This window comes from Serratia sp. SSNIH1 (assembly GCF_002935055.1).
GTDB classification, from domain to species: Bacteria; Pseudomonadota; Gammaproteobacteria; order Enterobacterales; family Enterobacteriaceae; genus Serratia; species Serratia nevei.
On the sequence record NZ_CP026383.1, the window covers coordinates 3,122,996 to 3,147,022 of the forward strand.

The following is a 24,027-nucleotide window of genomic DNA, read 5'->3' on the forward strand; positions in this document are numbered from 1 at the left end:
TTCATCCCTTGCCCGCTCAGCGACTGCACAATGGCAACATGAATATAGAGACTGGTACCCTCCATCACGCAAGACATATTTACTTAAGGAACACGACCAATAAGGAGATAACAACAATGAATACGTTTATTACAGGCGGATGGAGCCAGTCTCTGACTGGCCAGCCTCTCAAAGAGTTCGATGTCATGATGTATGGCATGGTCACTAACCTTGATGGATTGACCACGGGCACATCAGCGCATCCAGGATGGAGTCCGGAAAAGCAAAACAAACCCGATACTCTCCCAGGTTTTAAAGGAAAGACGCTCTGGGTTTATGGCGGCGGCGGATGCTCCCCACAGCAAAAGCCGGCAAATGAGGATGAAGTGTTGAGGATCGTCGAAGCCACGGTAGACCGGGGCTGGGACGGCGTCGATTTTGATGACGAATGCAATATGAACACCGAACGGGTCATCGAAGCCATGAAACGGCTAAAAGAGGCCCGAAAAGAGACCAGCCTGGGTTTTATTGCCGGCTATTCCTACAATCATCCCAATACGGAAAATGGTAAAAAGCTCAACGAGAAAGTCAGAAAAATCATCCTGTCAGGCCAGTGCGATCGCTTTATTCATTACTGCTATGCCGCAGCGATGTGGAGCAATGACGATATTCTCGCTAATGTCATCCCGGCATTAAAACAATCGTTGGCCAACGGCGCCGAGAATAAAAAATGCATTCTGGCCCTGACGACCCGGGGATTGACCGACTGGAATTTAAATTACTTTATCGATCAGGTTCTGGATTTTAATCTTGGCGGATTGTTTATTTGGAATTACGCCAACCTGACGGATGAACATAATAAAATCATCAAAAACAGGCTAGGCAATTAACACACCCCGTTTGCCCTCGCCTATCAAGAGACCGTCAAGGCGGCCACTTGATAGGCATTCAGACGTTACTCAATAAAACCCAGTTTAAACTGCGCCTTGCCCGCCAGTGAGGTCAGTTCAGGATCCTCCGGGTAGGTAGCCAGAAGCGGGAAAAAGACTGCACCGCCGATAATGCTGCGGCTTTTTGAATCTGCCGGGCGCAGGCCCCAGATATTTTGGTACGTCATCGGGACACTCCGGCCGTTAATCGCCGCATTGCCGATATACAGCATGATATGGCCCGGAATGTAGACCAGCGTGGTGAACGGCTTGCCATGCTCCTTGAGATAGCGCAGCCGCTCATCCGTGTTCGCCTGACTGAGATCGACCACTCGGCTTGCCGCCTCTATCTGCGCGGCGGAATTCCTGGGAAGAAACACCCCGAAAGGCATCAACAGGCTGCGCAGTTCGGCCGAGCAGTCATTATTAAAGTTATCATTCCCCCAGCCGTAGGGCCTGCCGCTCATCGAACGCATCAGCGTGGCAAGATGGTCTGGCGTCATTCGCCACGGCATGGCGGCAAACTCCCCCTCCGTTAAATCGATCCGGCGAATTTGCGCGCGCCCCTCCTCCCGGCGTACCGGCACGGCGACGCTAAAAACGCCCTGCCGATGGCGGTAAAATGGCAGAACCGTGCCATGACGCGCCGTAAAATAAAACAGTTCCCCTTCTTGTACCGACACCGGCTGCTGAATGAATGCCCCCAAATTTTTCCCTGCCAGCGCCAGCCATTCGCTGACAAACCGCCGATCCGCCGCCGCGATATCTTCGCTATGCACCCAGCCGATCACCGTAGGCGATATGACGTATTTCCAGCGTTTATCGCGGCTTTCCGTCACAACGTATACCGGTGTACCGGGGCGGATAGAAGAGTCCTGCAAATTATCAAAGGGATAACCTTGCCCTGCCAGACGCGGATCGTCATAAGCCGGATCGTCTGTCGGCAACATCCTGACCAGCGTTTCCCTAGTCGCAATACCTCTGGCCGAAGAATGATAAGCCTTGTCAATGCCGACAGACGCATTATTCCTGACCTGCTGTTTCCAGCGCTCAGCGTGGGTCCTGAAGTTTTCCCCCCAGGAAACGCTGTCATTTCCAAGATACTTATCCATTGCGGCATCACGGTGGCTTTCCGCTTCACGGCTCAAGACGGAAGCGATGTAATGCGGATTCCAGGGGGACTCCTCATTCGGCCCCATGCCAAAATAGTGGGATTTGAGGGCAGAAAAATGACGTTGCTGCGCAGCGTCATCCAGCACGGCGACCTGCCGCTGCGGGCCGGGGGGCAGCCATTTATCGACAGACTGCGAATATTTGTCCAACGGAAAAAGCGACTTGGTAGGATCGATAGGGGCAGACGCCGTGGCGTCGTGAGGTGGCGGTCTGACCGACGCGCTGTGGCAGGCCGACAGCAACAGCAAGAGAGTCAGGCACAGCGGTTTTATTCCATTAAGCATACGTTATCCACTCCGTGACAGGTTAAAGTCCGTTCTTTATCCTGAAGAGAAATCATACTAATTGATACTTATTAACATCGGCGATTGATTTCCCGTTGAAGAAGACAAAGCCGGTGGTATAGCAAGCGCCAATCGGATTTCCCGCCGCCGCGTAGAACGCGACCTGTCTCGCTGCCCCGCGCCGCCAAACCTGCTACCCTGCGGGTTTGTTTTTTGACAGGAGTCTTCCATGCGCCAACGCATCATTGTCTGCCCGCTGATTGAAAACGATAACGCCTTCCTGCTGTGCAAGATGGCCGCCCACAAGGGCGTATTCCCCGGCCAGTGGGCACTGTCCGGCGGCGGCGTCGAGCCGGGTGAGCAGATCGAACAGGCGCTGCGGCGCGAAGTGCGCGAAGAGCTGGGCGCCGCGCTGATCCTCGACAGCATCACGCCCTGGACCTTCCGCGACGACGTGCGCATCAAAACCTACGCCGACGGCAGCCGCGAGCAAATCTATATGATTTACCTGATTTTCGACTGCCATGCCGCCAACCGCGACGTGACGATCAACGACGAGTTTGACGACTACGCCTGGGTGCCGCGCGAGCGCCTGGCGAAGTACGATCTGAACGAGGCCACCCGCTTCACGCTGCAGCAGAAGGGATTGTTGTAACAGTTTGAGCGATTATCGCCCTATTTCCTTCACATTTGCCGGGCAGACTCTTTTGATATTTTTTAATCACTTAGGGTCACTATTTCCGCCGTTATGCTTTTATCTCACGCTTTTCTCCGTCTGCCCGTCCGGCGCTTCGGCGCCGCCCTCCTGTTCAGCCTGCTGTTCGTTTTGGCGCCCGTGCATGCCGCCACGCCGCCGCGGGTACTGAATGCCAAGTCGGTGCTGGTCGTCAATCAACGCACCGGAAAGACGCTCTATCAGAAGCAGCCGAACCGCGTGCTGCCGATCGCCTCGCTCACCAAACTGATGACCGCCATGGTCGCCCTGGACAGCAAACGCCCGATGGGCAGCCCGCTCAAGGTCACCGCCGCCGATCGCGACCTGCTGAAGAAAACCCACTCGCGCCTGACCATCGGCTCGGTACTCAGCCGCCGCGACATGCTGCACATCGCCCTGATGTCTTCGGAGAACCGCGCCGCTGCGGCGCTGAGCCGCAGCTATCCCGGCGGGCGCAAAGCCTTCGTGGCGAAAATGAACCAGAAAGCGCGCGCCATCGGCATGAAACGCAGCCGCTTCTACGATCCGACCGGGCTGACGCCGCGTAATGTGGCGACCGCCAACGATCTGCTCAAGATGGTCAATCACGCCTATCGCTACCCGTCGATTCGCCACTTCAGCACCGACAAGCAGCAGATCGTGCGCCCCGGCCGCGGCCAGCTGGTCTACCGCAGCTCCAACGGCCTGATCAATAACCCGGCCTGGCAGATTCAGCTGCAGAAAACCGGCTTTACCGACGAGGCCGGCCACTGCCTGGTGATGCGCACCACCATCAAAGGACAACCGGTGGTGATGATCCTGCTCGGCGCGCAGCCGCGCTACGGCCACTACCGTGACGCCATTCGTCTGAAGGCCTGGCTCGAGGGATAACATCGCGGCGCTTTACCGTTCTTCGCATATCCAAATCCGTTTTGGATCAATGGAATATCCTATCGCCAATCAGTATTAAGGCAAGCGCCGCCCGCATGGTATTTGTCAGGCATATCTGATGAGGAAAGGAGCGGGAAAATGGCTTATGCCTTGAGCATATTGGAAAAGAGTCCGATCGCCGACGGGGAAAGCGCCGCCCAGGCGCTGGCGCGCACGCTGCATCTGGCGCAACAGGCGGAACGCTGGGGCTATCGGCGTTTCTGGCTGGCGGAGCACCACAACACGCCGCAGCTCGCCTGCCCGTCGCCGGAAGTGCTGATCGGCTACCTGCTCGGCCAGACGTCGCGCATTCGCATCGGCTCCGGCGGCGTGATGCTGCAACACTACAGCGCCTACAAGGTGGCCGAAAACTTTAACCTGCTGGCGGCGCTGGCGCCGGGGCGCGTTGATCTCGGGGTGGGCAAAGCGCCCGGCGGGCTGCCGCTCGCCACCCAGGCGTTGCAGGCCGCCCATGACCGACAAAACAAACCGGCCTTTCCACAGCAGCTTTCGCAGCTGACCGCCTATCTGAACGACGACGCCGAGCCGGGACTGAGCGCCACGCCGCTGCCGCCGCACGCCGCCCAGCGCTTTCTGCTCGGCGCCAGCAAAGAGAGCGCGACGCTGGCGGCCGAATCCGGCTGGGCCTTCGTGTTCGCCGCGCATCTGAACGGCAATCCGCAGGATATCCGCGAGGCGCTGGCGCTCTACACCGCACTGAGCGGCGGCCGCAAGGCGCTGCTGGCGGTGGCGGCGATCGCGGCGCCAAGCGAGGAACAGGCCGCGGCGCTGGCGGCGGATATTCAGCAATACCGCGTGCACGTCGCCGGTGAGCAGAGTGTGACCGTCGGCAGCCTGGCGCAGGCGGAGAGTTTCGTGCAGCAGGCCGGCGCCACCGACTACCGCATCGAACCAAGAGAAAGCCATATCCTGCTCGGCACTGCGCCGCAGGTGCATCAGCAACTGGCGCAGCTGCAGCAGCGCTACGGCGTGGACGAGTTCATCATCGACACGCCGATCGGCGAACCGAGCGCCCGGCTCACCTCACTGCAGCTGCTGGCGGAGGAGAGCCTGACGCCGGCCTAGTTGATCGCCGCGCTGGCACGCATGGCGTCGGCCAGATCCTGCGCCAGCGGCGCCAGCTGCGCCGGCACGACGTTGGCCAGGCTGACGCGGATCGCAGGGTCGCCCTTCAGGCGGAAAGGTTCGCCGCCCTGCACCAGCCACCCCCGCTGCGCCATCAGCTGCGCGGCGGCGGTTTCCGACCGCACCGGCAACCACAGATGTAGCCCTTCACCCACCGCCAGCGCCGTGTGATTCAGCGCGTTGAGCCGTCGCACCAGCTCATCCCTTCTGGCTTGATACGCCTGTTGCGCCCGCTGCAGCTGCCCCTCCTGCAAGGCCTGCCCCCACAGTCTGGCGGCAATCTGCTGCAAGATATGGCTGACCCAGCGTTCGCTGATGTACTGATCGGCGCGCATCGCCTGCAGCAACGTCGGGTTGCCGCAGGCCAGCGCGATGCGCAGATCCGGGCTGAGAAACTTGCTCAGCGACAGCACGTACAGGCCGCGATCGCCGTCGAACGGCAGATGCAGCGGCTGCTGCGACAGCGGCCCCCAGAAATCGTCGACGATCGCCAGACACTGCGGATTAGCGCTGAGAAAACGCCGCCACTGCTGCGCGCGTTGCGCAGAAAGCGAGGCGCCGGTCGGATTGTGGGCGCGCGGCGTCAGGATCACCGCGCCAGCCGCTCCGCTTTCCGGCAACCGGCATCCCTGCTCATCCATCGCCAGCGGCAGCGGCCGCAAACGCAGGTGGCGCAGCAGCGTCAATAGCGGCGGCCAGCAGGGATCTTCCACCCACACCGCCGCGCCCGGCTGCATATGGCAGCGCAGCGCCTTTTCCATCGCGTCAAGCGCGCCGGAGAATACCGCAGGCTCCCCCAGGCTAACGCCCTGGCGGCCGAGCCACTCGCGCCCCAGGCCGGTCAGTACCGGGAGATCGCCGCTGATGTCATAGCCGTTTTGTTGCGGGAATCCCTCCGCCGCGCCCAGCGCCAACGCCGGCAACAGGGCGGCATCCAGATTGCCGCTGGCCAGATCGCACATTCCCGCCGGCACCTGGCGCGGCGTATAGGCCGCACTCACCGCCGCCAACGGCGGTTCCAGCACCACCGTTCCCGCCCGTCCACGCGTTGCCACCAGACCGGCATCGCGCAATCGGGCGTATGCGCTGGCGACAGTATTCGCATTGACCTCCAGCTCCGCCGCCAGCTGGCGTACCGGTGGCAGCAGCTCACCCGGCCGCAGCGTGCCGCCTTTGATGCGTGCGGCGATCTGCTCGGCAATCTGGACAGCGCCGCCGCCTTTTGCATACAATGAAGTCATACATAAATCCTTTTGTACTAGTTCAAACAAGGTTAGCAGCTTCCGCGGCCAAAAGTAAGGGGTTCCATGGATAAACATTACGTGCTCGACATTCAGTATGCAGGAAAAGCCTTTGCCCGCCTGGAGATGTTCACCCCCTGGGCCGCCGATCAGCTGGAGCAGGCGTGCGCGCTGTTCCCGGCCGCACAGGGTTATCAGGTGCAGCTCAGCCAGGTCAGCGAACGCCGCATCGTCTATCAGAGCGGCGCGCAAGGCATCACCGTGCTGGGCGAGTCGCTGGCGCTGACGCCGTTCACCCACGCTCACGAGGTTAAACAATGAAAAAAGCCGTCGCCATTCGACACGTCAATTTTGAAAACCTGGGCATCCTCGGTTCCCTGCTCTCGCTGCGTGGCTATCAGATCGACTATTACGATGCCGGCCGCGATGATATTCGTGCTATCAATAATGAAGACACCGATCTGTTGGTGGTGCTCGGCGGACCGATCAGCGCTGCCCAGCACTTTTCCGGTGCGCTGCGCTATGATTTTCTCGATCATGAATTGGCGCTGGTCAAACAGCGCCTGGCGCAGCGGCGGCCAACCCTCGGGGTGTGTCTCGGCGCTCAGGTGATCGCCCAGGCGCTGGGCGCCGACGTGATCTCGCTCGGCGTCAAAGAGATCGGCTTCGCCCCGCTGACCACGCTAGCGGCACAAGATGACTCGCCGCTGGCGCCGCTGGCCGATACGCCGGTGCTGCATTGGCACGGCGATATGTTCACGATCCCGGAGGGCGCCCGCTGCCTGGCCGGCACGGCGGTTTGCCCGCATCAGGCCTTCGACTATCAGGGGTTTGCGCTCGGCCTGCAGTTCCATCTGGAGGCAGATCATCGCGATATCGAACGCTGGCTGATTGGCCATGCCTGCGAGCTGGAACTGGCCGGCGTCGCGCCCCAAAGCCTGCGTGAACAGGCGGCGCGCCACGGCACACAGCTGGAACAGCGTGCGCGGCAGGTGTTCGCCCGCTGGCTGGATAATAACGAACCAAGGATGTAACTCATGCAACAGACTTCACCCTTACGGTCACCGTCCATCGACGTGATCAGCATTCAATCTCAGGTGGTCTACGGCAGCGTCGGCAACGGTATCGCCTACCGCGCCCTGCTGAAAAAGGGGCTGGAAGCGCTGCAGGTGCCCAGCGTGCTGTTCGGCTGCCCGCCCTATTACGGCAAACCGCACGGTGGCGTCATCTCCGGCGAGTGGTTCGGCGGCTTTCTCGACGATCTGATCGCCCGCGGCGTGATGAAACGCACCCGGGCGGTGATCGTCGGGTATCTGGGCGACGTGATGCAGTGCCATATTCTGGCCAACTGGCTGCAGCGGGTGCGCGCCCTCAATCCGCAGATAAAGATCTATATCGATCCGGTGATGGGCGATTACGGCGAAGGGATCTACGTGGATGAGCGCATCGTCAACTGCTATCGCTCGCCGTTCCTGCGGCTGGCCAACGGCCTGACGCCGAACGGTTTCGAACTGGAGCAGCTGTGCGGCCGCTCTTTGAGCAGCCGGGAGCAGACGCAACACGCCGCGCAGGCGCTGTTGAACGACACCACCGAATGGGTGCTGGTCACCAGCGCGCCGGGCGTGGCACAGCACGAAGACGAAGTGGGTTTAATGCTGGTCACCCGGCAGGAAGCGCAGTGCTTTACCCATCCGAAGGTCAAATCGGCGGTCAAAGGCACCGGCGATCTGTTCACCGCACTGCTGGTGAGCCATCTGCTGCACGGCGCCGCGCTCGACGCGGCAGTGGTTGCCGCCGGCGGCGAAGTGTGCGACGTGCTGGCCGAAGCGGCGCATTTCGGTTGGGAAGAGATCGGCAGCCTACGGGCGTTAACCTAAACCCTGACCTGGGGCAGCCTGCTGCCCCGCCTCATCCGTCTTGATTGCTCACCGTGGCAATCATTCCGCTGCGAATTTTATTTATTACTCCGTCAATGATGCGCACAGTAATGATAAATTAATTCACTATATATAAAAGATTAAACAACTAATGATTAGAGCCATTTAAAATCATAATCACACTCAACACATTGATTTATTAAAATTAAAGCCAATAAGAAAATAAAAACCGCAAAAAACATTCTGTTTTTTTTGATTTCTTAAACTATTCATCCTCTTTTACAACGCCGTGATTTTATTGATTATCTGTTATGCAAGAATAAACACTTAATTTATTTTTATGTATGTGTTGCTTTTTCAAGCGTCATTGCTATTGTTGAATGTGAGTAAAACGCGGCGACAAAGCGATTCACCACCTCCTTTTTATACCATCCTGCGTATAAGGATCTGACTATGCCTATTAAAAAGTATGTCATTCTTGATAGCGCGCCCAAAGCTGTCGGCAATTCCGATTTTATTCTATTAGGGTTAAAGAACGAAGGTTTTGCCAGAGGTTGCCCGATGTTATTTGGCGGCACCGCTGATGCTAGAGATGGTCCGGTCGATGGAAAAAACTTTGCGTTGAATGTAATAAAAAGAGAAACTTGGGAAGAAACCAATCAGAATATCGGTGTGGAACAGGTGGTAAGATATCAGGTTTACCCCAATGACATCAGCGTTTATACCAGTAAAGACTTCACTTTCACCGGGAAAGTGGCCATTGGCGGTGAGTTTGCCTGGATTCGAAAAGTGAGCAAAGGCAAAATAAAAACCTATTTTAAAAACAAACCCGCTGCCACTAAAGACATGTTTGCTCAAGAGCTTTACACAATGACGCTGGATGTCGATATTGAACCCACCGATGCGGAGTTCGAACAGTATTTATCTTCAGATTGCCTGAGCGCCATTTACGCTTACTGTAAAGAAACCTGCAAATAACGCCTGTTAAAAACGATGGGCACGCCATGATGATGGCGTGCATCTCTGGCAATGCCATTAATTTATTGGTGCCGATATTATGCTCGCAAAAGATTATACGTCAGATGAGAAACGCATCGTAAAAAACGTTATCGACCGATACGAGAACAGCGGCGTATTTCTTATCGAGCCAGGCGATCCGGTTTTAACCGAATTTTATGATATTCAATTAAAACTGGCCGGCGTCACCGCCGCCGCCGCACCGCAATTCACCCAGCTCTGGCAGCAGACGAAACGCGTCAAACGGGTCGCGGGCCGGATGAGCGAGGCCAACACCAGCGGCGCTCAGCCGGTGTACAGCATCGTCAGGCTGGATTCCACCGACGGTAAACGTTATCAAACCGACGCCATCGGCTCTCTGCCGGTTCAGGCGACCAATGTGACGCAAACCCTCGGTCTGTTCGACGGCGGCGCCGATAACGTCGGCAAGGTGGAATACAAAAGCGACTACGTTTACACGGCGGACTGCACCATCGGTGCCAGCGGTGACTATCCGCAAAGCCAGACCGGCGGCAGCTTTCCGGTTACGGTGATCTATACCTTCGCGCAAACGGTCGGCCAGCAAACCGTTTACGGCGCCGAAATCGTCACGACGCAAAGCTACCCGAAAGAAATGATCAACGATTCCCCGAGGAATCTGTATAACCAGCGCATGATCAAGATTTGCCTGACGCGTGACGATGGCGACTGTGATTATCGCACCGGCTACGATCAGGACGGCACGGTTAAAGTGCCGATAAAAGGCAACATCACCTATTTTGGCAATATTGATCTCAGCAATGGCAAGCCGGTCAACGCCAGCAATACCATTTATCTTATCCGCACCCGCGCCGGCGGCGATCCGATCACCCCTTACGGCGGCTATAATATTTTTAATTCTGCCGCAACCCGAATCAGCGGAAGTAACATCACCTGGGATCTTGACTGGCTGAAATTCAACCGCGTCGATTTTGAATCCGGTGAGATGGTTTATTACGTTTTTAAAATTACGCTTGATGTCGAAGGCCGCAGCATCGCCGCCTTTATTACTAACGCGCCAAAAGAAAGCGACCCGGATCGCCGCCTGCTCAATACCGTACAAATCAAACCGATGCAGATTATTTATGGCTGCCTGGCAGAGGATACGTTGATTTTAATGCAGGATGGGACAGAAAAGCCGCTCAATGCTCTCACGGCAGATGAATTCGTTATTTGCGGTAATAACCACCCCAGACGCATTGAGAATATCACCACGGGGCAGGAGCAGCATTACATTGATATTACCGCCCGCGACCAGGCGGCAGGTGAATATCGTATAAAAGCCAGCCTGGGGCACCCTTTCGTCACCGCAAACGGTATTTGTCTCGCCCGTGAATTAACCTCAGGCATGCGTCTTAAAACTCGGCACGGTGAGTGCGAAATTACCGCCCTCTCTCTCCAGCCCGGTGAGTTAACCGTCTATAACCTGCAACTCAGCGCTGACTCTCCGCTGCAAAAAACGCAATGCGCCCTCAGTACTTTTTATGCTAACGGCGTGCTGGTCGGTGACGCGCTGGTTCAACACCTCTATGAAGACGAATATCACCAACGCCCTAAAAACGTGCTGAAAATGCTGCCTGCCGAGTGGCGCCAGGATTACCACAATATGATCAATGCAGCGGAAGAATAATATCATGTATGAAGGCTACCCCGACTTCCAGCGCATTATTATCTGCGATGATCAACGTTTCGTCGCCGCGTATCGGCAAAACGACGCCTATTATTTATATCCGCAGGCGCTCAGCATTCTGGCGGCCGACCCGTTGGCTTTCTCGCTGGATATCGTGCGCAGCTACAGTACCGAAAGCCTCTACGGCTGGCTGAATTTCACCACGCAATTGCAGTTCGCCGGTGAACAAAGCCTGCAGGTATTCAAGCAACAGTATCCGGATTGTGCGGTGAAGGCGCTGCCGGTCTTACCGGGCAGCCTGGGATTCGACGTGCCCATCGACTACCACAGCGAACTGTACGGCCGGCACTACGACACCACCTGGTATTCGGCACAGTGCAGTCAATTCATCATTCTGCTCAATGCGGCAAGCACTCAGTTGATCGAGCGCACCCTGCTCGATGAGACGATAGGCTTCAACGCGCGTCTGGACGGTTTTGTCGAAGGCGTATCGCCGCGTCTGGCCTACCGGGTAGAATTTGATGCACGTGCGCTGATCCTGGCCCTGGCCGCCGGCGTGGAAGGTGCCCATGCCGTGGGCGATACCGGGATTGTCTTTCCCTACGACGGGCTGACCCTCTACCTCAGCCGCAACCTCACCCGCTTGCCGCTCGACATCGACCCACCGCCGCCGGCGAACGATCCGGCCGGGGATCTGTTGCTCAGTCAGGCTTTGCTCGATCGGCTATACAACCTGTACGGTGCGCCGTCTGCCGGTCCCGCCGCCGGCAATGTGGCGCAGATCCTTCTGACGCCGCCCCCGCATGCCGGTCGGACCCGGTGCGATCTGGCCAATGTCGCGCTGACTCAGCGGCCACTTTGCTTCACGTTGGATCCGTTCGCCGCCGCGCAGCAGATCGCCAAAGTTTCGCCCGATACCATTATCCATCGCACCACCGCACCGCCGCTGCCGGCGGGAGAGCGCGAGATCAATGTCTTTTACGCCTACCCGCTGGGGTTGCAATCCGGCGTTACGATCGATATTCAGCTGAGCGTACCGCCCGGCAATATCTACCCGATCGAGCAAACGCAAACGCTGGCGCTGCGCCCCGACCGCACCTGGTTAACCTTCAAGTTTCACAACAGCGCGCTGGATGCACAGCCGTTTTTCTACCAGATCCGCGTGAATTACCCGCAAGACGGCGTTTACCGCACGTTGCCCGGCGAACAACGTCGCTGCGACGAGGATAACCTGGTGCTGGATTACGCCGCGCTGCCTTGCCGCTTCCTGACCCTGTATCTCGACCCAACGTTCGCCCTGCAAAGCCGACTTGGCGGCCCCTATTACTCCGCCGACTGGCGCCAAACATGGGCGCTCAGCGCATCGGCACCCTATTTCAGCGCACCGATCCTGGGCGCCCCGACTTTTGCCGAAGCGACCGCCTATTCGCTTTCCGGCGACGGCGCCGTCCCGTTACCCGCCCCGATCGTGCAAAACGCCACCATCGGCGCCTACAGTTTTCCGCAGTTCGGCGCACAGCAGGCGACGATCACCGTTCGGCTGCCGCCGCAGTCGCTCAGCGCCGTACTGAGTTTTCAGCCGCAGGACAGCGAGCGCATCAGCGACCGCACTTTTACGCATTCGCAGCCGAGCTTCGTCTACAAATGGAACGTCACCTCCATTTTCGCCGCCGGCTTCCGCTACAAGACTCCCACTGGCCCCTGGTCGCCTTATGTCACCGGCGACCAAACGATCGATATCAAGGGTGATACACCATGACCGACGAATTGGATCCACAACGTACGTTGCAAAACTTCTTTCTGCTTGACCGCGCGCTGGCATTTCACGACCAAACGCGCCCCAGCGGCTGTTACACCTACGGCAACTACACGCCGCAGGTGGTGCAGGAAACGCCGGCCGGCAAGATCAGCTCGCTGCATTTGCTGACCAGCCCCGGCGGCGGCCTGGCGACTTTCATTGCACCGAAGCTGCCGGTCGACAGGGCTGCGATCGAGGACTATATCCGCCGCCATTTCGTCCCCGCTCCGGAAACCATCACCCTGGAGCAGGAGGAGATCCAGCAATCGCTGTGGCTGCACTTCGCGCAGCGGCCGGCTGCTGCCGCCTACAGCGTCGAATTTGAACAGTCCAAAATGGCGTTGACCCATGAGGAGTCTGGCCGGCTGGCGGGCGCGATCCAGGGAACAAAAGACCAGGTCTATTTTCTCACTCGCAGCCGATTCAGCGTCGACAGCCGCGTCAATGCCCGTTTGCAGGCCGATTGGGTCGCGTTTGTCACCCTGGCCTTCAACGAGCAGGCGCGGCAACCGGAAGCGATCGCCAGGCTGCTGAACCAACAGATCGACGCCGGCGTCGTCATTGTGCAAGCGCAGTTCGACAATGCGCCTTCAGAACAGACGCAAGCTCGTGTTCGCCAGGCGTTGGTAAACACCGCTTCACTGCTGATCGCCAACACGCTACGCAATATCTCGTCGCCAGAACAAATCCCCAACAAGCTGAATTACCAGATCGAATACGACAACACCGTGCCCCAGCGCTATCTGCTGGAGCAGCAACGCGACATTGCCGAACTGCTGAATCGGCTGCCGGCCGACGGCATCATCTCCTTTACCGCTACGCCCCTGCCGGAACCCAGCAGGCCGGATAAGCCGATCGAGCCTCAACGCTGCACCGTCAGCCTGGGATTTGATCCGAAAGTCTTCAATATCATGGCGATAGAACTGCGCTGGGCAGATCAACAGGCGCCGATGGCGTGGCCCAGCTTCCCGCCAGTGACGCTGGAAACGACAGCGGCGGTGAGCGATATCGCACTCAAGGTGACCTTCGCCGATTACACCAGCTTCGAGAGCCGGCTGGCGTGGCAGAACGCCATCGCGCTGACGCCGCAGGATGTGGGTTTCTATAGCCTGCTGTTCGACGCCGAGTCTTTGAAGTCCGAATTCAAAACGATCTCCGGCAGCGCCAGCTATCTCCCGGCGGGCCAGGGCAAGAAACAAAACTTCACCTTCGCCTTTTCCGCCGCGCAGTGGCAGGCCACCTGGTGGATCAACGCCCATGCCGCCGGCCTCAACGGCCGGGTGGACTATCGCTGGCAAGGGAAAACGGCGGCGCTATTCCCCAAAAACTACGACTCCGGCCCCCTGCAGGCCACCACCGGCCCCATCAAACTGCAATACCACAAGTGACATAAACAAGAGGACCGCCCTATGTTAACCACCGCTTTGCAGCAATCGATAAAAATCGACGTCACCGAGTATTTGGGCGTCAAGGAATACGCGTATACCTGCTACGGCGACAGCGACAGCAAGGATATCTTCTATGTGGTGCCGGAGATCCCGGTGTTTGCCAAACGGGATACCAATACGCCGAGCTTTATGTTTTACAAATACCGCAGCGAAGATACGCAAGGCGGCTACGCACAATTCACCGTGCAGCTGCCGCAGCCGAATGCGGAAATGAAAGACCGCATCCGCCTGCAGCTGTATAACGGCCTTGGCAGAAAAGACGGCCCACTGGATAAAAAATCCGAGCTCATTGTCGCCTACATCGAGGCGAAACAGCGCTATGAAGCAGACCCGGAAAACAACGAGAAGAAGACCAAGATGGACCAGGCGCAGAAGAATACCGGCCTGAGCGATGAACAGCTCAACCGGTTTGTCGCGCTCTATGACCCTACCAAAGGCAAGAGTCAATTCCTCAGCGAACTGATGCCGGCGGACGCCGCGAAAATCGAACTGATGCAGCCGCGCTACACCTCGGCGCAGGCCATGCTGATCCTTGACGGCAACGATAAGTTCTATCGCCAGATCCCAACGCCGCTGTCCCCCTCCGGCCTCGGCGACAACAATACCGTGTTCAGCCTGTCGCTGACCGGGGAAGGCGCCACACTGTTTGAACAGGTGCTGAAAGGCACCGATAAAAACGCCAGCGTCGGCGTGCGCTTCGACCTCTCTCTGGATGCCTCCATGTCGGCGGCCAAGGTGATCGTCACCTACAACAGCGAGCAGGCCAAGTCGGTGACGCAAACCATCAACCGTCACACCTGGTCGGCCGACGAGAAAAAGATCGAGCAGGAGTTTTACGCCAAGGAGGCGATCAAGGTGGACGTCCGGATCGGATTGACTGCACAAGAGATGGGCATGGAGTCCGGCGCCTATGAAAAATGGAAGGAAAGTCTGCGGAACTGGGGACAACAGCAGGTCGAGCAGATCCTGAGCAGCCAAACCGGCATCGACATGAGTCTCAATTTGCTGAACGACGTCGACGGCTTCGACAAATTCGAGTCCAAACTCTCGCAAACCCAGAGCTTCACCCGTGAATATGAAGAAAACGCCGTGGTGTCCTCCACCATTTACCCACAGACCCAGCTTCCGTCGATACGCTCAATCGTCGGCGAAGCCGATTTGGATCAGTACTTCAAAGAGTACGATCTCCACGACCCGTTCTATCAGTACATCCAGCCGGAGTTCTTCGTCACCGAAGACATGGCGAAGTATGACATCGCCAATATCGTGGTCACCGCAGTGTACGACAACGATCTCAAGAGCACGCTGACCTTTACTCCGAAGGATCCGGGGCCGAAAAAAACCGACAAGTGGTTTATCAAACCCGAACTGGGCCGTGCCTACCGTTATCATTACACCGTCAACTTCACCGGCATGCAGGCCAAGCCTTACCTGTCTGGGGAGATCCTGGTCAAAGACGATCTGGTGGTGACCATCAACGCGGCGCAAAGCGGCATCGTCTACGCAGATATCTCCACCCTGCTCAATCCGCTGGGCTGGGAGGTCTTCAGTCAGGTCGTGGTCAAGACCCTGTACGAAGACAAAGATCGCGGCGTTCAGCTCAAGAAATACTCCCAGGTAATCAAAGAAAATAACCCGCCGGTGCCGTTTATTTATCCGATCGGCACCAACGTGGAAAAGCCGCTTTACTATTCGGCCGACTACTATACGCTGGGCGGCGACAGCCTGACCTACCTCCCACCGGGCGTGGAAAGCAACCCGCAGCTGCCGGGCTATGGCGAAACACGTGGCAATCAGATCCTGATCGCCAACGCCCTGCCGAAACAGCAGAAGTACACCATCATCTTCAAACCGTCGCAAAAAGACGTTTCGCTGATCACCTTCGAGATGACGGTGAACTACCCGAAATGGGACTTCTCGCAGACGCAGCCCATTGCGTTAACCGAGTTCGACACCAAGTCACTCACGCAGTACCTGACATTCAACCTGATGCAGCAAGAGAAAGGCAACGAGCCGCAGATCAGCTACACCGCCACGGTCTATTACGGCGATAACCAGGAGAAAACCGTCACCAAGCCGATCACGGGCACCAGCACCATCGTGGTCGTGACCTTCTGACGGCCGGTCTCCGCCGGAGCAAGCACGCCTTGCTCCGGCTCCCTCTCCGATGACGTGGGGTTGCCGCTATGCGCGATCAGGTAATCATGCAAGACATCTGTTTTATTCGGGCTGACCCGGATCGGCCCGTGTATTACTACTGTGCCGCCGCGCCGAGCGTGCAGGTCGCCGCAGGCAATCAACCCGATGTCCAACTGCAAATTTTCAGAAACCTCAACCAGCCGGACGATCTCTACTACGCCACGCTGTCGTTGCAGACCCAGCTGGCCAGTTCGCCCGAAGCGGCGCAACGCGCCGCCGACGCCAGCCCGGACATGCCGCGCGATGCGATCTTATTGCCGCTGCAGGCCATCGCCTGCAGCGCGACGCTGAATATCCCCGATCTTATCCCCGGGCAGACCAGCAAAACCTCGCTGAGCGACCAGCAATATTGCTACCTGTCCGCCAAACTGAACGACGACGACGATATCCTGCTGCTGGCGAGCCTGATGCGCACACCGGCCTCGACGCCGATCGCCGTCAGTTACAAAATCGACTACCTGCAGCAACTGCCGCCGGCCACCTTCGAGCTGGAGGCCAACTGGGACCAGGTTTACCGTTACCTGCAGCGCTCAATAGGTTTTAACCTGCTGATCTTTACCGTCGGTATCGAGCAAACATCCACCCAGTTGATCAGCGAGAAAATCGTCACCGTCAAAGTCAGGGATACCGATCCCGACGGCCATATGGCGCAGGCGGCCGCCGAACTGACGCAGATCCTCACCAGCCAGTTCTTCACGCCGGTTATCGCCAACGAACCGCAGCAGACAAGCCCCAAAGCCGGCTTTTATCTGCAACAGGTCTCGGTGGAAAACATCGATCAACGTCGCCTGAGCGGCAAGATCAGCGAAACCACCGTCGTGCAGCGTTCGCTCTATCCGCAGGCCCTGTTCGCCCAGTTGGTCAACGGCACGGACTATCAGGCCGATCGCGCGATCGTCAAACGCGATCTTCAGGATGACTTTTTCGCCTATCGCGAAGTGCGGGTCAGCCTGCTGTCGGATGCGCTTGACGCCAATATCCTGCTAGTGACGGCACGGTTGCGCTATGGCTCAAACAGCCGACAGTTGAAATTTACCCGGGACGACTTCGGGCCCAAGCAGTTTAAGGAACCCAGCCTGCTCGACCCGAAAACGGGAAAAATGCTGTGGCCGGTCGAGTATGACTTCACCGTATATTTCAACCAGTCGATAGGCGGCGTGACCTCGGTCAGCTCCGGCAGCCTGCAAACGGAGATGAGCGAGGTCTTTCTGGACGTCGAGTCGCTCTACGGCCGCTATGATTTCGCGATCGAAGCAGCGCAACAGTTTGACTGGCAGCGCTATCAATCCGTGCTGGTCACGCTGCGCTATCGCCACCGGCAACAGCCGAACAGCAGCGTGTCGCGCAGCTTCCAACTTGACCAGACCAGCCCGCGAGCCCACTACCCGGTCATGCTGCCGGAGCCGGATGAATACCAATTCGACGTCAACAAAACCTACAGCGCCGCCGTCAACTCACCGCATATTTCCGCCGAGCTGCAAGAACCGACCGGCCAGGACGTCTACCTGTTCTCGACCCTGTATCGCCAGCGCGTGCTGACGCTGTCGGCCGACATGGACTGGCGCCGGGTGGAAATGGTCATCGTTTCCGCCAGCTACGCCTGCACGCCGGCGGAAACGCTGCAGCAGGTGTTTCAATTTACCGAATCCGATGCCGCCCCGCGGTGTTTCAGCGCCGATCAGCTTGATCCGGAGCAGATGAGCGTCGAACTGGATATCTGGTTTACCTATCAACCCGGCGAAGGCGGCGATCGGCCCGAAAACGTGCAGTGCTCGACCGACGCCAACGCTCTCGATCTCGCCACCCTCAGTTAACTAAGGAAACGCCATGTTATTACTCAGAGCCAAAACCGCCACCATCAACAACATCACCTTCTTCGCCGACGATTCAGACGATAACCAGTTCTGGTATCTGCCCGGTGATATCCACATTGCGCAGAAGTCGGGCGAACCGGTGTTTTCGCTGATCAAATACACCGGCGACGCCAGCGATCCGCAAGGGGGATACATCAACTTCGAGGTCAATACGGCGATCGACGAAGCGGTGTTGAACCGTGCCTTCAACGACTATCTGCGCAAACTGAACGTTGATCCCAAGAATGCCCGCAAGGCCCAGGTGCCGTATGATAAAGGCACGGTGAACTTCTTCGTGCTCGACGCGGGCGCCACCAACGGCGAGCTGATCAGCGCCCCTTGCCCCAGCCTGTTCGGCAACAACAGCGCCATTTTCAGCGCCAAGCTGACGCCGTCTCAGGCGGTGATCCTCGAAGCCGCGTTCACCCAGGCCAAGGCGCCGGCCGCCGTCGCCTATAACCTCAGCTTCACCGGCATCACGCCGGCGCTGAAGGTCGAAGTGACCGCACAGTTCGAAAGCATCTATAAAGAATTCGATCTGAAATTCGGCGCCAACATTCCCATTCCGGTTGAGACGCCTGCCAGCTTCTGGCTGGGCTTCGACAGCGTCATCAAAAAACTGCAGCAGGATCAGAAACTGGTGATCAAGGTCACCGAAAGCATGCCGGGCGACGAAGAGGCCAAAGAGAAAGAGTGGGCACTGCAGTTCGTCAAGGAAGAGATCTTGAAAAGCTTTTTCAGCGCCACGCTCAAACCTAACGACGACAGCAACCCGCAGGCGAAATCCGCCAGCGACGCTATTCTGGATTCGCTGATCGCCAGCGACAAGAAAGAAGGCGAAGAAGCCGGCAAAGGCGGCCTGTTCCCCAGCGCTTCGCTGGAGATCAAGCTGGTGCGGATCGAGGAAACCAAAAGCCTGAACTTCAACTACACCTCGTCGAAGGCCCTTAGCCAATCCGCCGTGCCGCAAAACTTCATCGGCAGCGATATTCTGCACGCCCAGAAAACTGCGCCCTACTTTATCCAGGTCAATGTCAACGATCCGTTCTTCCAACAGCTGGATTTGACCGTGCTCGGGCCGGACAGCTTTGAGGAATATGGCATCAAGGCCACCACCTTCAACATCCGTTACAACCACCAGGTGTATACCGCCGCGCCTTTCACCAAAGATGACGGTACATGGACCAAGCGCATCGCCCGCAGCAGCGATAAGAACGAGTTGTTCCATATCACCAGTGATTTCGCCTTCAAGTCCGTCGCCGCCTCTGGCTGGGAAGGCAGCAGCAGCTATCAGTCGCTGTCCCAATCGGCCTCGACGCTGCTGAACATGGATCCCGGTTCGGTGTTGTCTTTCAACGAGATAAGTATCTTCCTCGATCGCAAATTCTCTTGGGAAAACTGCAACCAGGTCATGGTGGAGCTGAGTTATCAGGATGACAAAGGAAGCCGCAAGATCAAGAGATATACCTTTAACCAAGATGCGCACGAGAGCCAAACGTTCAAATACCGCTGTATGACGGAGAACCCCTGGACGGTCAATTACACACTGATCTACTTCCTGGTTGGCGGGGAAACCGTCGAACGCAGCGGCAGCGAAAACCCGCCGGCGATCGTCATCCCCAACCTGGTTTAGGTGAGCACCATGAACGATCGCAACGCAGTGTTACCCGCGGCATGGAACGCCCTGGTCAACGCCCTGTGCAAGGAAGCGCCCCATTTGCAAAACACGCTGGCCCCGGACGTCGCCCGCTTCAGCCGGACGAAGGCGACGCCCGGCGGTTTGTCCGCTGCGTTTACCACCAGCCTGCTCGGTTATAACGGCAGCCCGCTGGAGTTCACCGTGTCGTCGGCCAAACCGCAGGGGCTCGCCTGCACGCTGGATCCCTTTTTACCGCGCTATGCGCAGCGCCGCAGCGCCGGCGCCTTTGCCCGACACTGTGAGGCGATCACCGCGGCCCCGCTCGCCGATCCCGCTAACAGCCTGGAGGCGGTGCGACGTATGCAATGTGCAAGCGTTCAGCCGCTGCGCTTCGGCGCCTGGCTGGGGCGAAAATACGCCCCGGACGCGATCAAAACCAAGGTCTACGTTGAAACCCCCGCGGACATGGCGGCCGCACCCGATGGCTTGCAAGGGCCGCTCACCGCCGAGGCCCGCCGCGCGGCGGGATTGACGCTGCTGATGGTGGGGTATTACCCGGAATCTGCCGACTCTCCGCGCGAATATTACTACCAGTGGCACAGTGCGCGGATCACGCGTGACGATATCCTCGCCGTCATGCGACTGTTCGAGGGAGAAAGCCGTTTTTCCGCCCTGATGCCGCTGCTGGACCGCGCGCTGCGGCAGCAGGACAGGCGGGACTTCCCCCCGACCACCTACGGATTCAGTCTGGGATACGCGCCGGACGGCAATCTGGAGAGTTTTACGCTGTTTGCCATGGCGGCAAGTTTTTTCGGCGACAACCGCCGCGTTTTCGACGGTATCACCGCGCTGCTGGCGCCCGATGGCCAAGCCATGCCGCTGCTTAACCGCGCGGTGAGCGAACAGGTTCCATTGCAGTACAACGTCGTCGGCTTTTCCTGCGATCGCCAGGGCAATCACAGCGTCAGCTGCACGTTCAGCCCGCAAAACGCGCATTTCGAAATCCTGCCATGCAAAGCGCGCGAAACGGCACCGCTTGTGCCATTGCCGTTGGCGGAGCTGTTGGCGCAGCAGTGTGCCAGCGGCGCCTTTCCCTCTCATGTCAGAACGCCGGATGGCCGCTGGCACAAGGATGAAAATGCTTTTGTCACCGCCCAGGTGCTGCGCACGCTGGATTATACCGCCCAGACCGCGCCCCATATCGAGCTCGCGCTCGACTTCTTGCTCAGTTGCGAGAGCCGCCCGCACCACTTCCATTTTTGGCCTGCCGGCAAGCACCCCGCCTGGATGGCGGGCCAGCGGATCGACGCTGACATCGACGATACCGCCATTATCACTGAGCTCTTGTATCGATTTCATCGGCGCTCGTTGGCGCAAGCCAGACAGACGCTGGCGCAGATGCAGGCTTATCAGGTACAGCGCGTCGAACGACGGCTGAAGACGACGCCCTATCCCTGGGCCGAGTGTTACGCCTTTCACACCTGGATGAAAGACGACGGCGACATCACGCAACTGGACTGCTGCGTGAATACCAACGCGCTGATTTTAATCCATGCGTTGACCGCCGCTCACGGCAGCCCGCCGCCGGCCTATCCGCGCATTATCCAAATGCTGAATCAGGCGGTGAGCTGGAGCGACGGCGATTACAACCGCCTCAACGCGTTAACGCCCTATTATGCCCACCCGCATGAGTGGCTAAGTACGCTGGAATACGCCAGGCGGCAAGGGGTGCCGCAGCTTGCACCGGCGATCGATGCGCTGGCCGCCTGGCGCTTGCCGGCGACCAACGACGAAAGCCCGCTCTATCGCCGTCACGACGGTCATTTTCTTTGGACTTCCGCCTGCCTGAACCAGTTCAGACATCTGGCACGCCTTTCTTCCCTGGAGGATCGCTATGAATATCTTTCTCAATGATCTGGTGACGCTGAACAAGGTCATTTTGGACAACGCGCGCAAACAGTTTCCCGACGCCGAAGCCCCCCGTCTGCGCTACCGCGCCGCGCCCGCGCCGGTGGCCGACGAACTGCAGGCCGATGTTTGTACCGAAGTCGTCTCGGGAGAGACGCGCTATCGCATCGCCACCAGCAGTGACGGTACGCGCTGGCATATGACGGTGGATTTCGCGCTCAGCCGCGCCGTTCAGCAGGTGCCTTACGTGGTGCTAACTTTCAGCACTTTCGGCAAGATTGAAGAAATGATCTTCGAACAGGTTTTGCTGGACGTCCCGCCGACCCGCTACCGCGCCCAGCTCGACCTGGACCGCCTGGAACAGCGTGACGCGCTGCTGCGAGCGCTGTCGGATTATGACTCGCAAACCACGCTGGTGGTCGCCATCGTCACCGATAACGGGCTCCTCAACACCATCACCTCGCCGAAAGTCTTCTACTTCGCCGAGAACTACTATCCCTATATCTATCAGGGCATCCTGCCGCCGCCGCCGCGCCTGCAGCTGATCCTCACGCCGCTGGCCTTCGGGCAGCTGTGGTACAACTACTATCAGGACTATGTACGAAAAAACTATCTTTATTACCTGCCGGATACTTTCCTGCTGGCGACCAACGCCGCCGATGACGACAAACCGATGCTGTCTATCTCGTTTTCTGCAGCGCCGCACGCAACCTCGCTCAACGATGTCGAGGTGACGTTCGACTATTTCCTGTCACCCAAGGTCAATCAGGCGCGCATCGGCGACGCCACCGCACAGTTCACGCAGATGCAACCGGACGGCAAGCTGGCACCGTTCGCCAACGCGGACACCCTGACGCTGCTGCTGGGGCTGCCGGACGGTAAAACGGAGGAAAAAAACGCGCTGATCAATCTGCAGAGCGGTATCGTGGATTCATTCACGCTGCCCGCCAGCCAATTTGGATTGATTTGGGATGCCTTCTTCGATCGGTCGCCGCAAAACCTGCTGCTCAAGGGGTATCTGGCGGTGCAATTCACCGGCTTCAACCCGGATAATCTGCCCGTAGCGCTGGCGCTGGACGCCAAATACCAGAACAGGCTGCCGGATTTCATCAAGCAATCCGCACCGGCGGACATCAATAAGACCGTGGAATTCCGCAGCGACACCGGCGCCTACGATCCTGCCGGACCGCGGCCGATCAAGCGCATGCTGGTCAGCATCGACAACCAGACCATTGAGCTGGACAAGGAGCACCCCGTTCAATCGGTTAACATCAAGATTTCCGTGCTGGAACTGATCCTGCATCCGGACAAGAAGCTGGTGTATCACTACGATTTGCAGATTATCTACGTCGACGGCGGCAAAAAGTCCTACTACGACAATACGTCCAGCTTTGAGATTATTTACGTCCCCTGAACGGGGAAAGAATGGCGGCGCGGCCGGGCGGCATCCAGCCCGGCGCGCCGGAACAGAGGATCAGCGTTTTTTCTTTTTGTTGAAATCCAGCTCGAAGGCGAACACCGCGCTCTGAATTTTGCGCTCCATCGCCAGCCCCAGCTTGAGGAAGCGGCATGACAGGCGCGAGAAGTGCACCACCTGATCGTTGTCGTCGGTTTCCTGATCGTCGTTGACCACCACCAGCTCCATGTTGACCTTGAAGCTGCCGTAGCTGCCCAGATCCAGCAGCGCTTTCTTGAACTGCAAGCCCGGCTGGAAGCATTCCGGCAGCGGGCCGTCGAAGCGCAAACCGACGCCGCCGGCGGACAGATCGTGGATCCGCAGCTCATAAGGCGTACCGTCCGGGTATTCGCCGGTGCAGAAGAATTGGCGCCAGTGCGGCGTGGTGATGCGGAACTGGCGACGGCGCTGAATGTAGACCAGCTCCTGCGGCAGACGGGTCGAGCAGGCCTGGACGCCCTGATGTTCGGTCAGCTCCGCCTGGCCGACGGAAAACTCGATTTTGGCGTCGTTGCTTTCAATCACGATGGTGCAGGCGCCGTCGATGGCGCTCGCGGCTTCCTCACCGCTAAACACGATATTGTCCGGCCCGACGCTCAATAACAGACTTTGAAACCGGTGCTGCTGATTTTCTACGCGCAGCGGCGTGCGTTGTTTGCAAATTTCACGCAGAATCGCCAGAACTTCAAAACGCTCCCGTTTGATAAACAGTCCGTTATCGCTGTGCTCCACACGTCTCTCCTGACTTTTTTTCTAATGACGTCTTACGTATTCCTTACGGTTATCATCTCTGGGAATATTCCTAAAG

Annotated in this window: 19 protein-coding genes; 16 read left to right on the forward strand and 3 right to left on the reverse strand. The window is 58.1% G+C overall.

Features of this window, described 5'->3' with window-relative positions:
• Nucleotides 1-116: 116 nt before the first annotated feature.
• Entirely contained in the window at nucleotides 117-869 is a 753-nt protein-coding gene (locus C3F38_RS15100; protein ID WP_038880200.1) for a hypothetical protein, read from the forward strand.
• A gap of 65 nt (nucleotides 870-934) precedes the next feature.
• Here C3F38_RS15100 and C3F38_RS15105 read toward each other — a convergent pair whose 3' ends face one another.
• Nucleotides 935-2,365, reverse strand: coding sequence for an SH3 domain-containing protein (locus C3F38_RS15105; RefSeq protein ID WP_065772198.1), 1,431 nt, complete (start codon nucleotides 2,363-2,365; stop codon nucleotides 935-937).
• Between the two features lie 229 nt (nucleotides 2,366-2,594).
• On the opposite strand from C3F38_RS15105, the gene nudI reads away from it, so the two are divergent.
• The 3 genes from nudI (at nucleotide 2,595) to C3F38_RS15120 (ending at nucleotide 5,075) form a co-directional block, all read left to right on the forward strand.
• Entirely contained in the window at nucleotides 2,595-3,020 is a 426-nt protein-coding gene (nudI, locus tag C3F38_RS15110) for a nucleoside triphosphatase NudI (protein WP_048234067.1), read from the forward strand.
• A 93-nt stretch (nucleotides 3,021-3,113) separates the two neighbouring features.
• Nucleotides 3,114-3,950 carry a D-alanyl-D-alanine endopeptidase gene (pbpG, locus tag C3F38_RS15115; RefSeq protein WP_055316992.1) on the forward strand — a complete coding sequence of 279 codons (837 nt, stop codon included), beginning with the start codon at nucleotides 3,114-3,116 and terminating at the stop codon, nucleotides 3,948-3,950.
• Between the two features lie 138 nt (nucleotides 3,951-4,088).
• Nucleotides 4,089-5,075, forward strand: a complete 987-nt coding sequence (locus tag C3F38_RS15120; RefSeq protein ID WP_038880224.1) for an LLM class flavin-dependent oxidoreductase — start codon at nucleotides 4,089-4,091, stop codon at nucleotides 5,073-5,075.
• Here C3F38_RS15120 and C3F38_RS15125 read toward each other — a convergent pair.
• A complete protein-coding gene (locus tag C3F38_RS15125; RefSeq protein WP_047730653.1) occupies nucleotides 5,072-6,376 on the reverse strand; it encodes an aminotransferase class I/II-fold pyridoxal phosphate-dependent enzyme in 1,305 nt (434 codons plus the stop codon). The two genes, C3F38_RS15120 and C3F38_RS15125, sit on opposite strands and share 4 nt — an antisense overlap.
• Before the next feature lie 66 nt (nucleotides 6,377-6,442).
• On the opposite strand from C3F38_RS15125, the gene C3F38_RS15130 reads away from it, so the two are divergent.
• From C3F38_RS15130 to C3F38_RS15185, 12 genes are all read left to right on the forward strand, one after another.
• The gene (locus C3F38_RS15130; RefSeq protein ID WP_004938217.1) at nucleotides 6,443-6,697 is read left to right on the forward strand and encodes a hypothetical protein; all 255 of its coding nucleotides are present in this window, start codon (nucleotides 6,443-6,445) and stop codon (nucleotides 6,695-6,697) included.
• On the forward strand, nucleotides 6,694-7,410 hold the full coding sequence (locus C3F38_RS15135) for a glutamine amidotransferase (protein WP_048234074.1): 717 nt from the start codon (nucleotides 6,694-6,696) through the stop codon (nucleotides 7,408-7,410). Before C3F38_RS15130 ends, C3F38_RS15135 begins: the two co-directional genes overlap by 4 nt.
• Before the next feature lie 3 nt (nucleotides 7,411-7,413).
• Nucleotides 7,414-8,253, forward strand: a complete 840-nt coding sequence (pdxY, locus tag C3F38_RS15140; protein ID WP_055315530.1) for a pyridoxal kinase — start codon at nucleotides 7,414-7,416, stop codon at nucleotides 8,251-8,253.
• 453 nt (nucleotides 8,254-8,706) lie between these two features.
• A complete protein-coding gene (locus C3F38_RS15145) occupies nucleotides 8,707-9,231 on the forward strand; it encodes a hypothetical protein (protein WP_047730650.1) in 525 nt (174 codons plus the stop codon).
• Nucleotides 9,232-9,310: 79 nt separating this feature from the next.
• Nucleotides 9,311-10,918: a hypothetical protein gene (locus tag C3F38_RS15150; protein WP_055316991.1), complete on the forward strand. Its 1,608-nt coding sequence runs from the start codon at nucleotides 9,311-9,313 to the stop codon at nucleotides 10,916-10,918.
• A 4-nt stretch (nucleotides 10,919-10,922) separates the two neighbouring features.
• Nucleotides 10,923-12,677 (forward strand): hypothetical protein, encoded by a 1,755-nt coding sequence (locus C3F38_RS15155; protein WP_055313382.1) that lies wholly within the window; start codon nucleotides 10,923-10,925, stop codon nucleotides 12,675-12,677.
• Nucleotides 12,674-14,104: a hypothetical protein gene (locus tag C3F38_RS15160; RefSeq protein ID WP_055316990.1), complete on the forward strand. Its 1,431-nt coding sequence runs from the start codon at nucleotides 12,674-12,676 to the stop codon at nucleotides 14,102-14,104. The genes C3F38_RS15155 and C3F38_RS15160 overlap by 4 nt, the downstream gene beginning before the upstream one ends.
• Before the next feature lie 21 nt (nucleotides 14,105-14,125).
• A complete protein-coding gene (locus C3F38_RS15165) occupies nucleotides 14,126-16,282 on the forward strand; it encodes a hypothetical protein (protein WP_047730647.1) in 2,157 nt (718 codons plus the stop codon).
• A gap of 128 nt (nucleotides 16,283-16,410) precedes the next feature.
• The gene (locus C3F38_RS15170; protein WP_229704744.1) at nucleotides 16,411-18,177 is read left to right on the forward strand and encodes a hypothetical protein; all 1,767 of its coding nucleotides are present in this window, start codon (nucleotides 16,411-16,413) and stop codon (nucleotides 18,175-18,177) included.
• Between the two features lie 13 nt (nucleotides 18,178-18,190).
• On the forward strand, nucleotides 18,191-19,849 hold the full coding sequence (locus tag C3F38_RS15175; RefSeq protein WP_047730645.1) for a hypothetical protein: 1,659 nt from the start codon (nucleotides 18,191-18,193) through the stop codon (nucleotides 19,847-19,849).
• 9 nt (nucleotides 19,850-19,858) lie between these two features.
• The gene (locus tag C3F38_RS15180) at nucleotides 19,859-21,769 is read left to right on the forward strand and encodes a hypothetical protein (protein WP_055316989.1); all 1,911 of its coding nucleotides are present in this window, start codon (nucleotides 19,859-19,861) and stop codon (nucleotides 21,767-21,769) included.
• The gene (locus C3F38_RS15185; RefSeq protein ID WP_055316988.1) at nucleotides 21,750-23,177 is read left to right on the forward strand and encodes a hypothetical protein; all 1,428 of its coding nucleotides are present in this window, start codon (nucleotides 21,750-21,752) and stop codon (nucleotides 23,175-23,177) included. The genes C3F38_RS15180 and C3F38_RS15185 overlap by 20 nt, the downstream gene beginning before the upstream one ends.
• 60 nt (nucleotides 23,178-23,237) lie before the next feature.
• On the opposite strand, the gene C3F38_RS15190 is transcribed toward C3F38_RS15185, so the two are convergent.
• Nucleotides 23,238-23,951, reverse strand: coding sequence for a flagellar brake protein (locus C3F38_RS15190; RefSeq protein ID WP_038880238.1), 714 nt, complete (start codon nucleotides 23,949-23,951; stop codon nucleotides 23,238-23,240).
• Nucleotides 23,952-24,027 lie beyond the last annotated feature (76 nt).

Bases quoted from the DNA above. Each gene is read 5' to 3' on its own strand.
- C3F38_RS15180 (WP_055316989.1), top strand. From the start codon at position 19,859: ATGAACGATCGCAACGCAGTGTTACCCGCGGCATGGAACGCCCTGGTC.
- nudI (WP_048234067.1), top strand. From the start codon at position 2,595: ATGCGCCAACGCATCATTGTCTGCCCGCTGATTGAAAACGATAACGCC.
- pbpG (WP_055316992.1), top strand. From the start codon at position 3,114: ATGCTTTTATCTCACGCTTTTCTCCGTCTGCCCGTCCGGCGCTTCGGC.
- C3F38_RS15130 (WP_004938217.1), top strand. From the start codon at position 6,443: ATGGATAAACATTACGTGCTCGACATTCAGTATGCAGGAAAAGCCTTT.
- C3F38_RS15105 (WP_065772198.1), bottom strand. From the start codon at position 2,365: ATGCTTAATGGAATAAAACCGCTGTGCCTGACTCTCTTGCTGTTGCTG.
- C3F38_RS15150 (WP_055316991.1), top strand. From the start codon at position 9,311: ATGCTCGCAAAAGATTATACGTCAGATGAGAAACGCATCGTAAAAAAC.
- C3F38_RS15145 (WP_047730650.1), top strand. From the start codon at position 8,707: ATGCCTATTAAAAAGTATGTCATTCTTGATAGCGCGCCCAAAGCTGTC.
- pdxY (WP_055315530.1), top strand. From the start codon at position 7,414: ATGCAACAGACTTCACCCTTACGGTCACCGTCCATCGACGTGATCAGC.
- C3F38_RS15175 (WP_047730645.1), top strand. From the start codon at position 18,191: ATGTTATTACTCAGAGCCAAAACCGCCACCATCAACAACATCACCTTC.
- C3F38_RS15155 (WP_055313382.1), top strand. From the start codon at position 10,923: ATGTATGAAGGCTACCCCGACTTCCAGCGCATTATTATCTGCGATGAT.
- C3F38_RS15135 (WP_048234074.1), top strand. From the start codon at position 6,694: ATGAAAAAAGCCGTCGCCATTCGACACGTCAATTTTGAAAACCTGGGC.
- C3F38_RS15125 (WP_047730653.1), bottom strand. From the start codon at position 6,376: ATGACTTCATTGTATGCAAAAGGCGGCGGCGCTGTCCAGATTGCCGAG.
- C3F38_RS15185 (WP_055316988.1), top strand. From the start codon at position 21,750: ATGAATATCTTTCTCAATGATCTGGTGACGCTGAACAAGGTCATTTTG.
- C3F38_RS15100 (WP_038880200.1), top strand. From the start codon at position 117: ATGAATACGTTTATTACAGGCGGATGGAGCCAGTCTCTGACTGGCCAG.
- C3F38_RS15120 (WP_038880224.1), top strand. From the start codon at position 4,089: ATGGCTTATGCCTTGAGCATATTGGAAAAGAGTCCGATCGCCGACGGG.
- C3F38_RS15165 (WP_047730647.1), top strand. From the start codon at position 14,126: ATGTTAACCACCGCTTTGCAGCAATCGATAAAAATCGACGTCACCGAG.
- C3F38_RS15160 (WP_055316990.1), top strand. From the start codon at position 12,674: ATGACCGACGAATTGGATCCACAACGTACGTTGCAAAACTTCTTTCTG.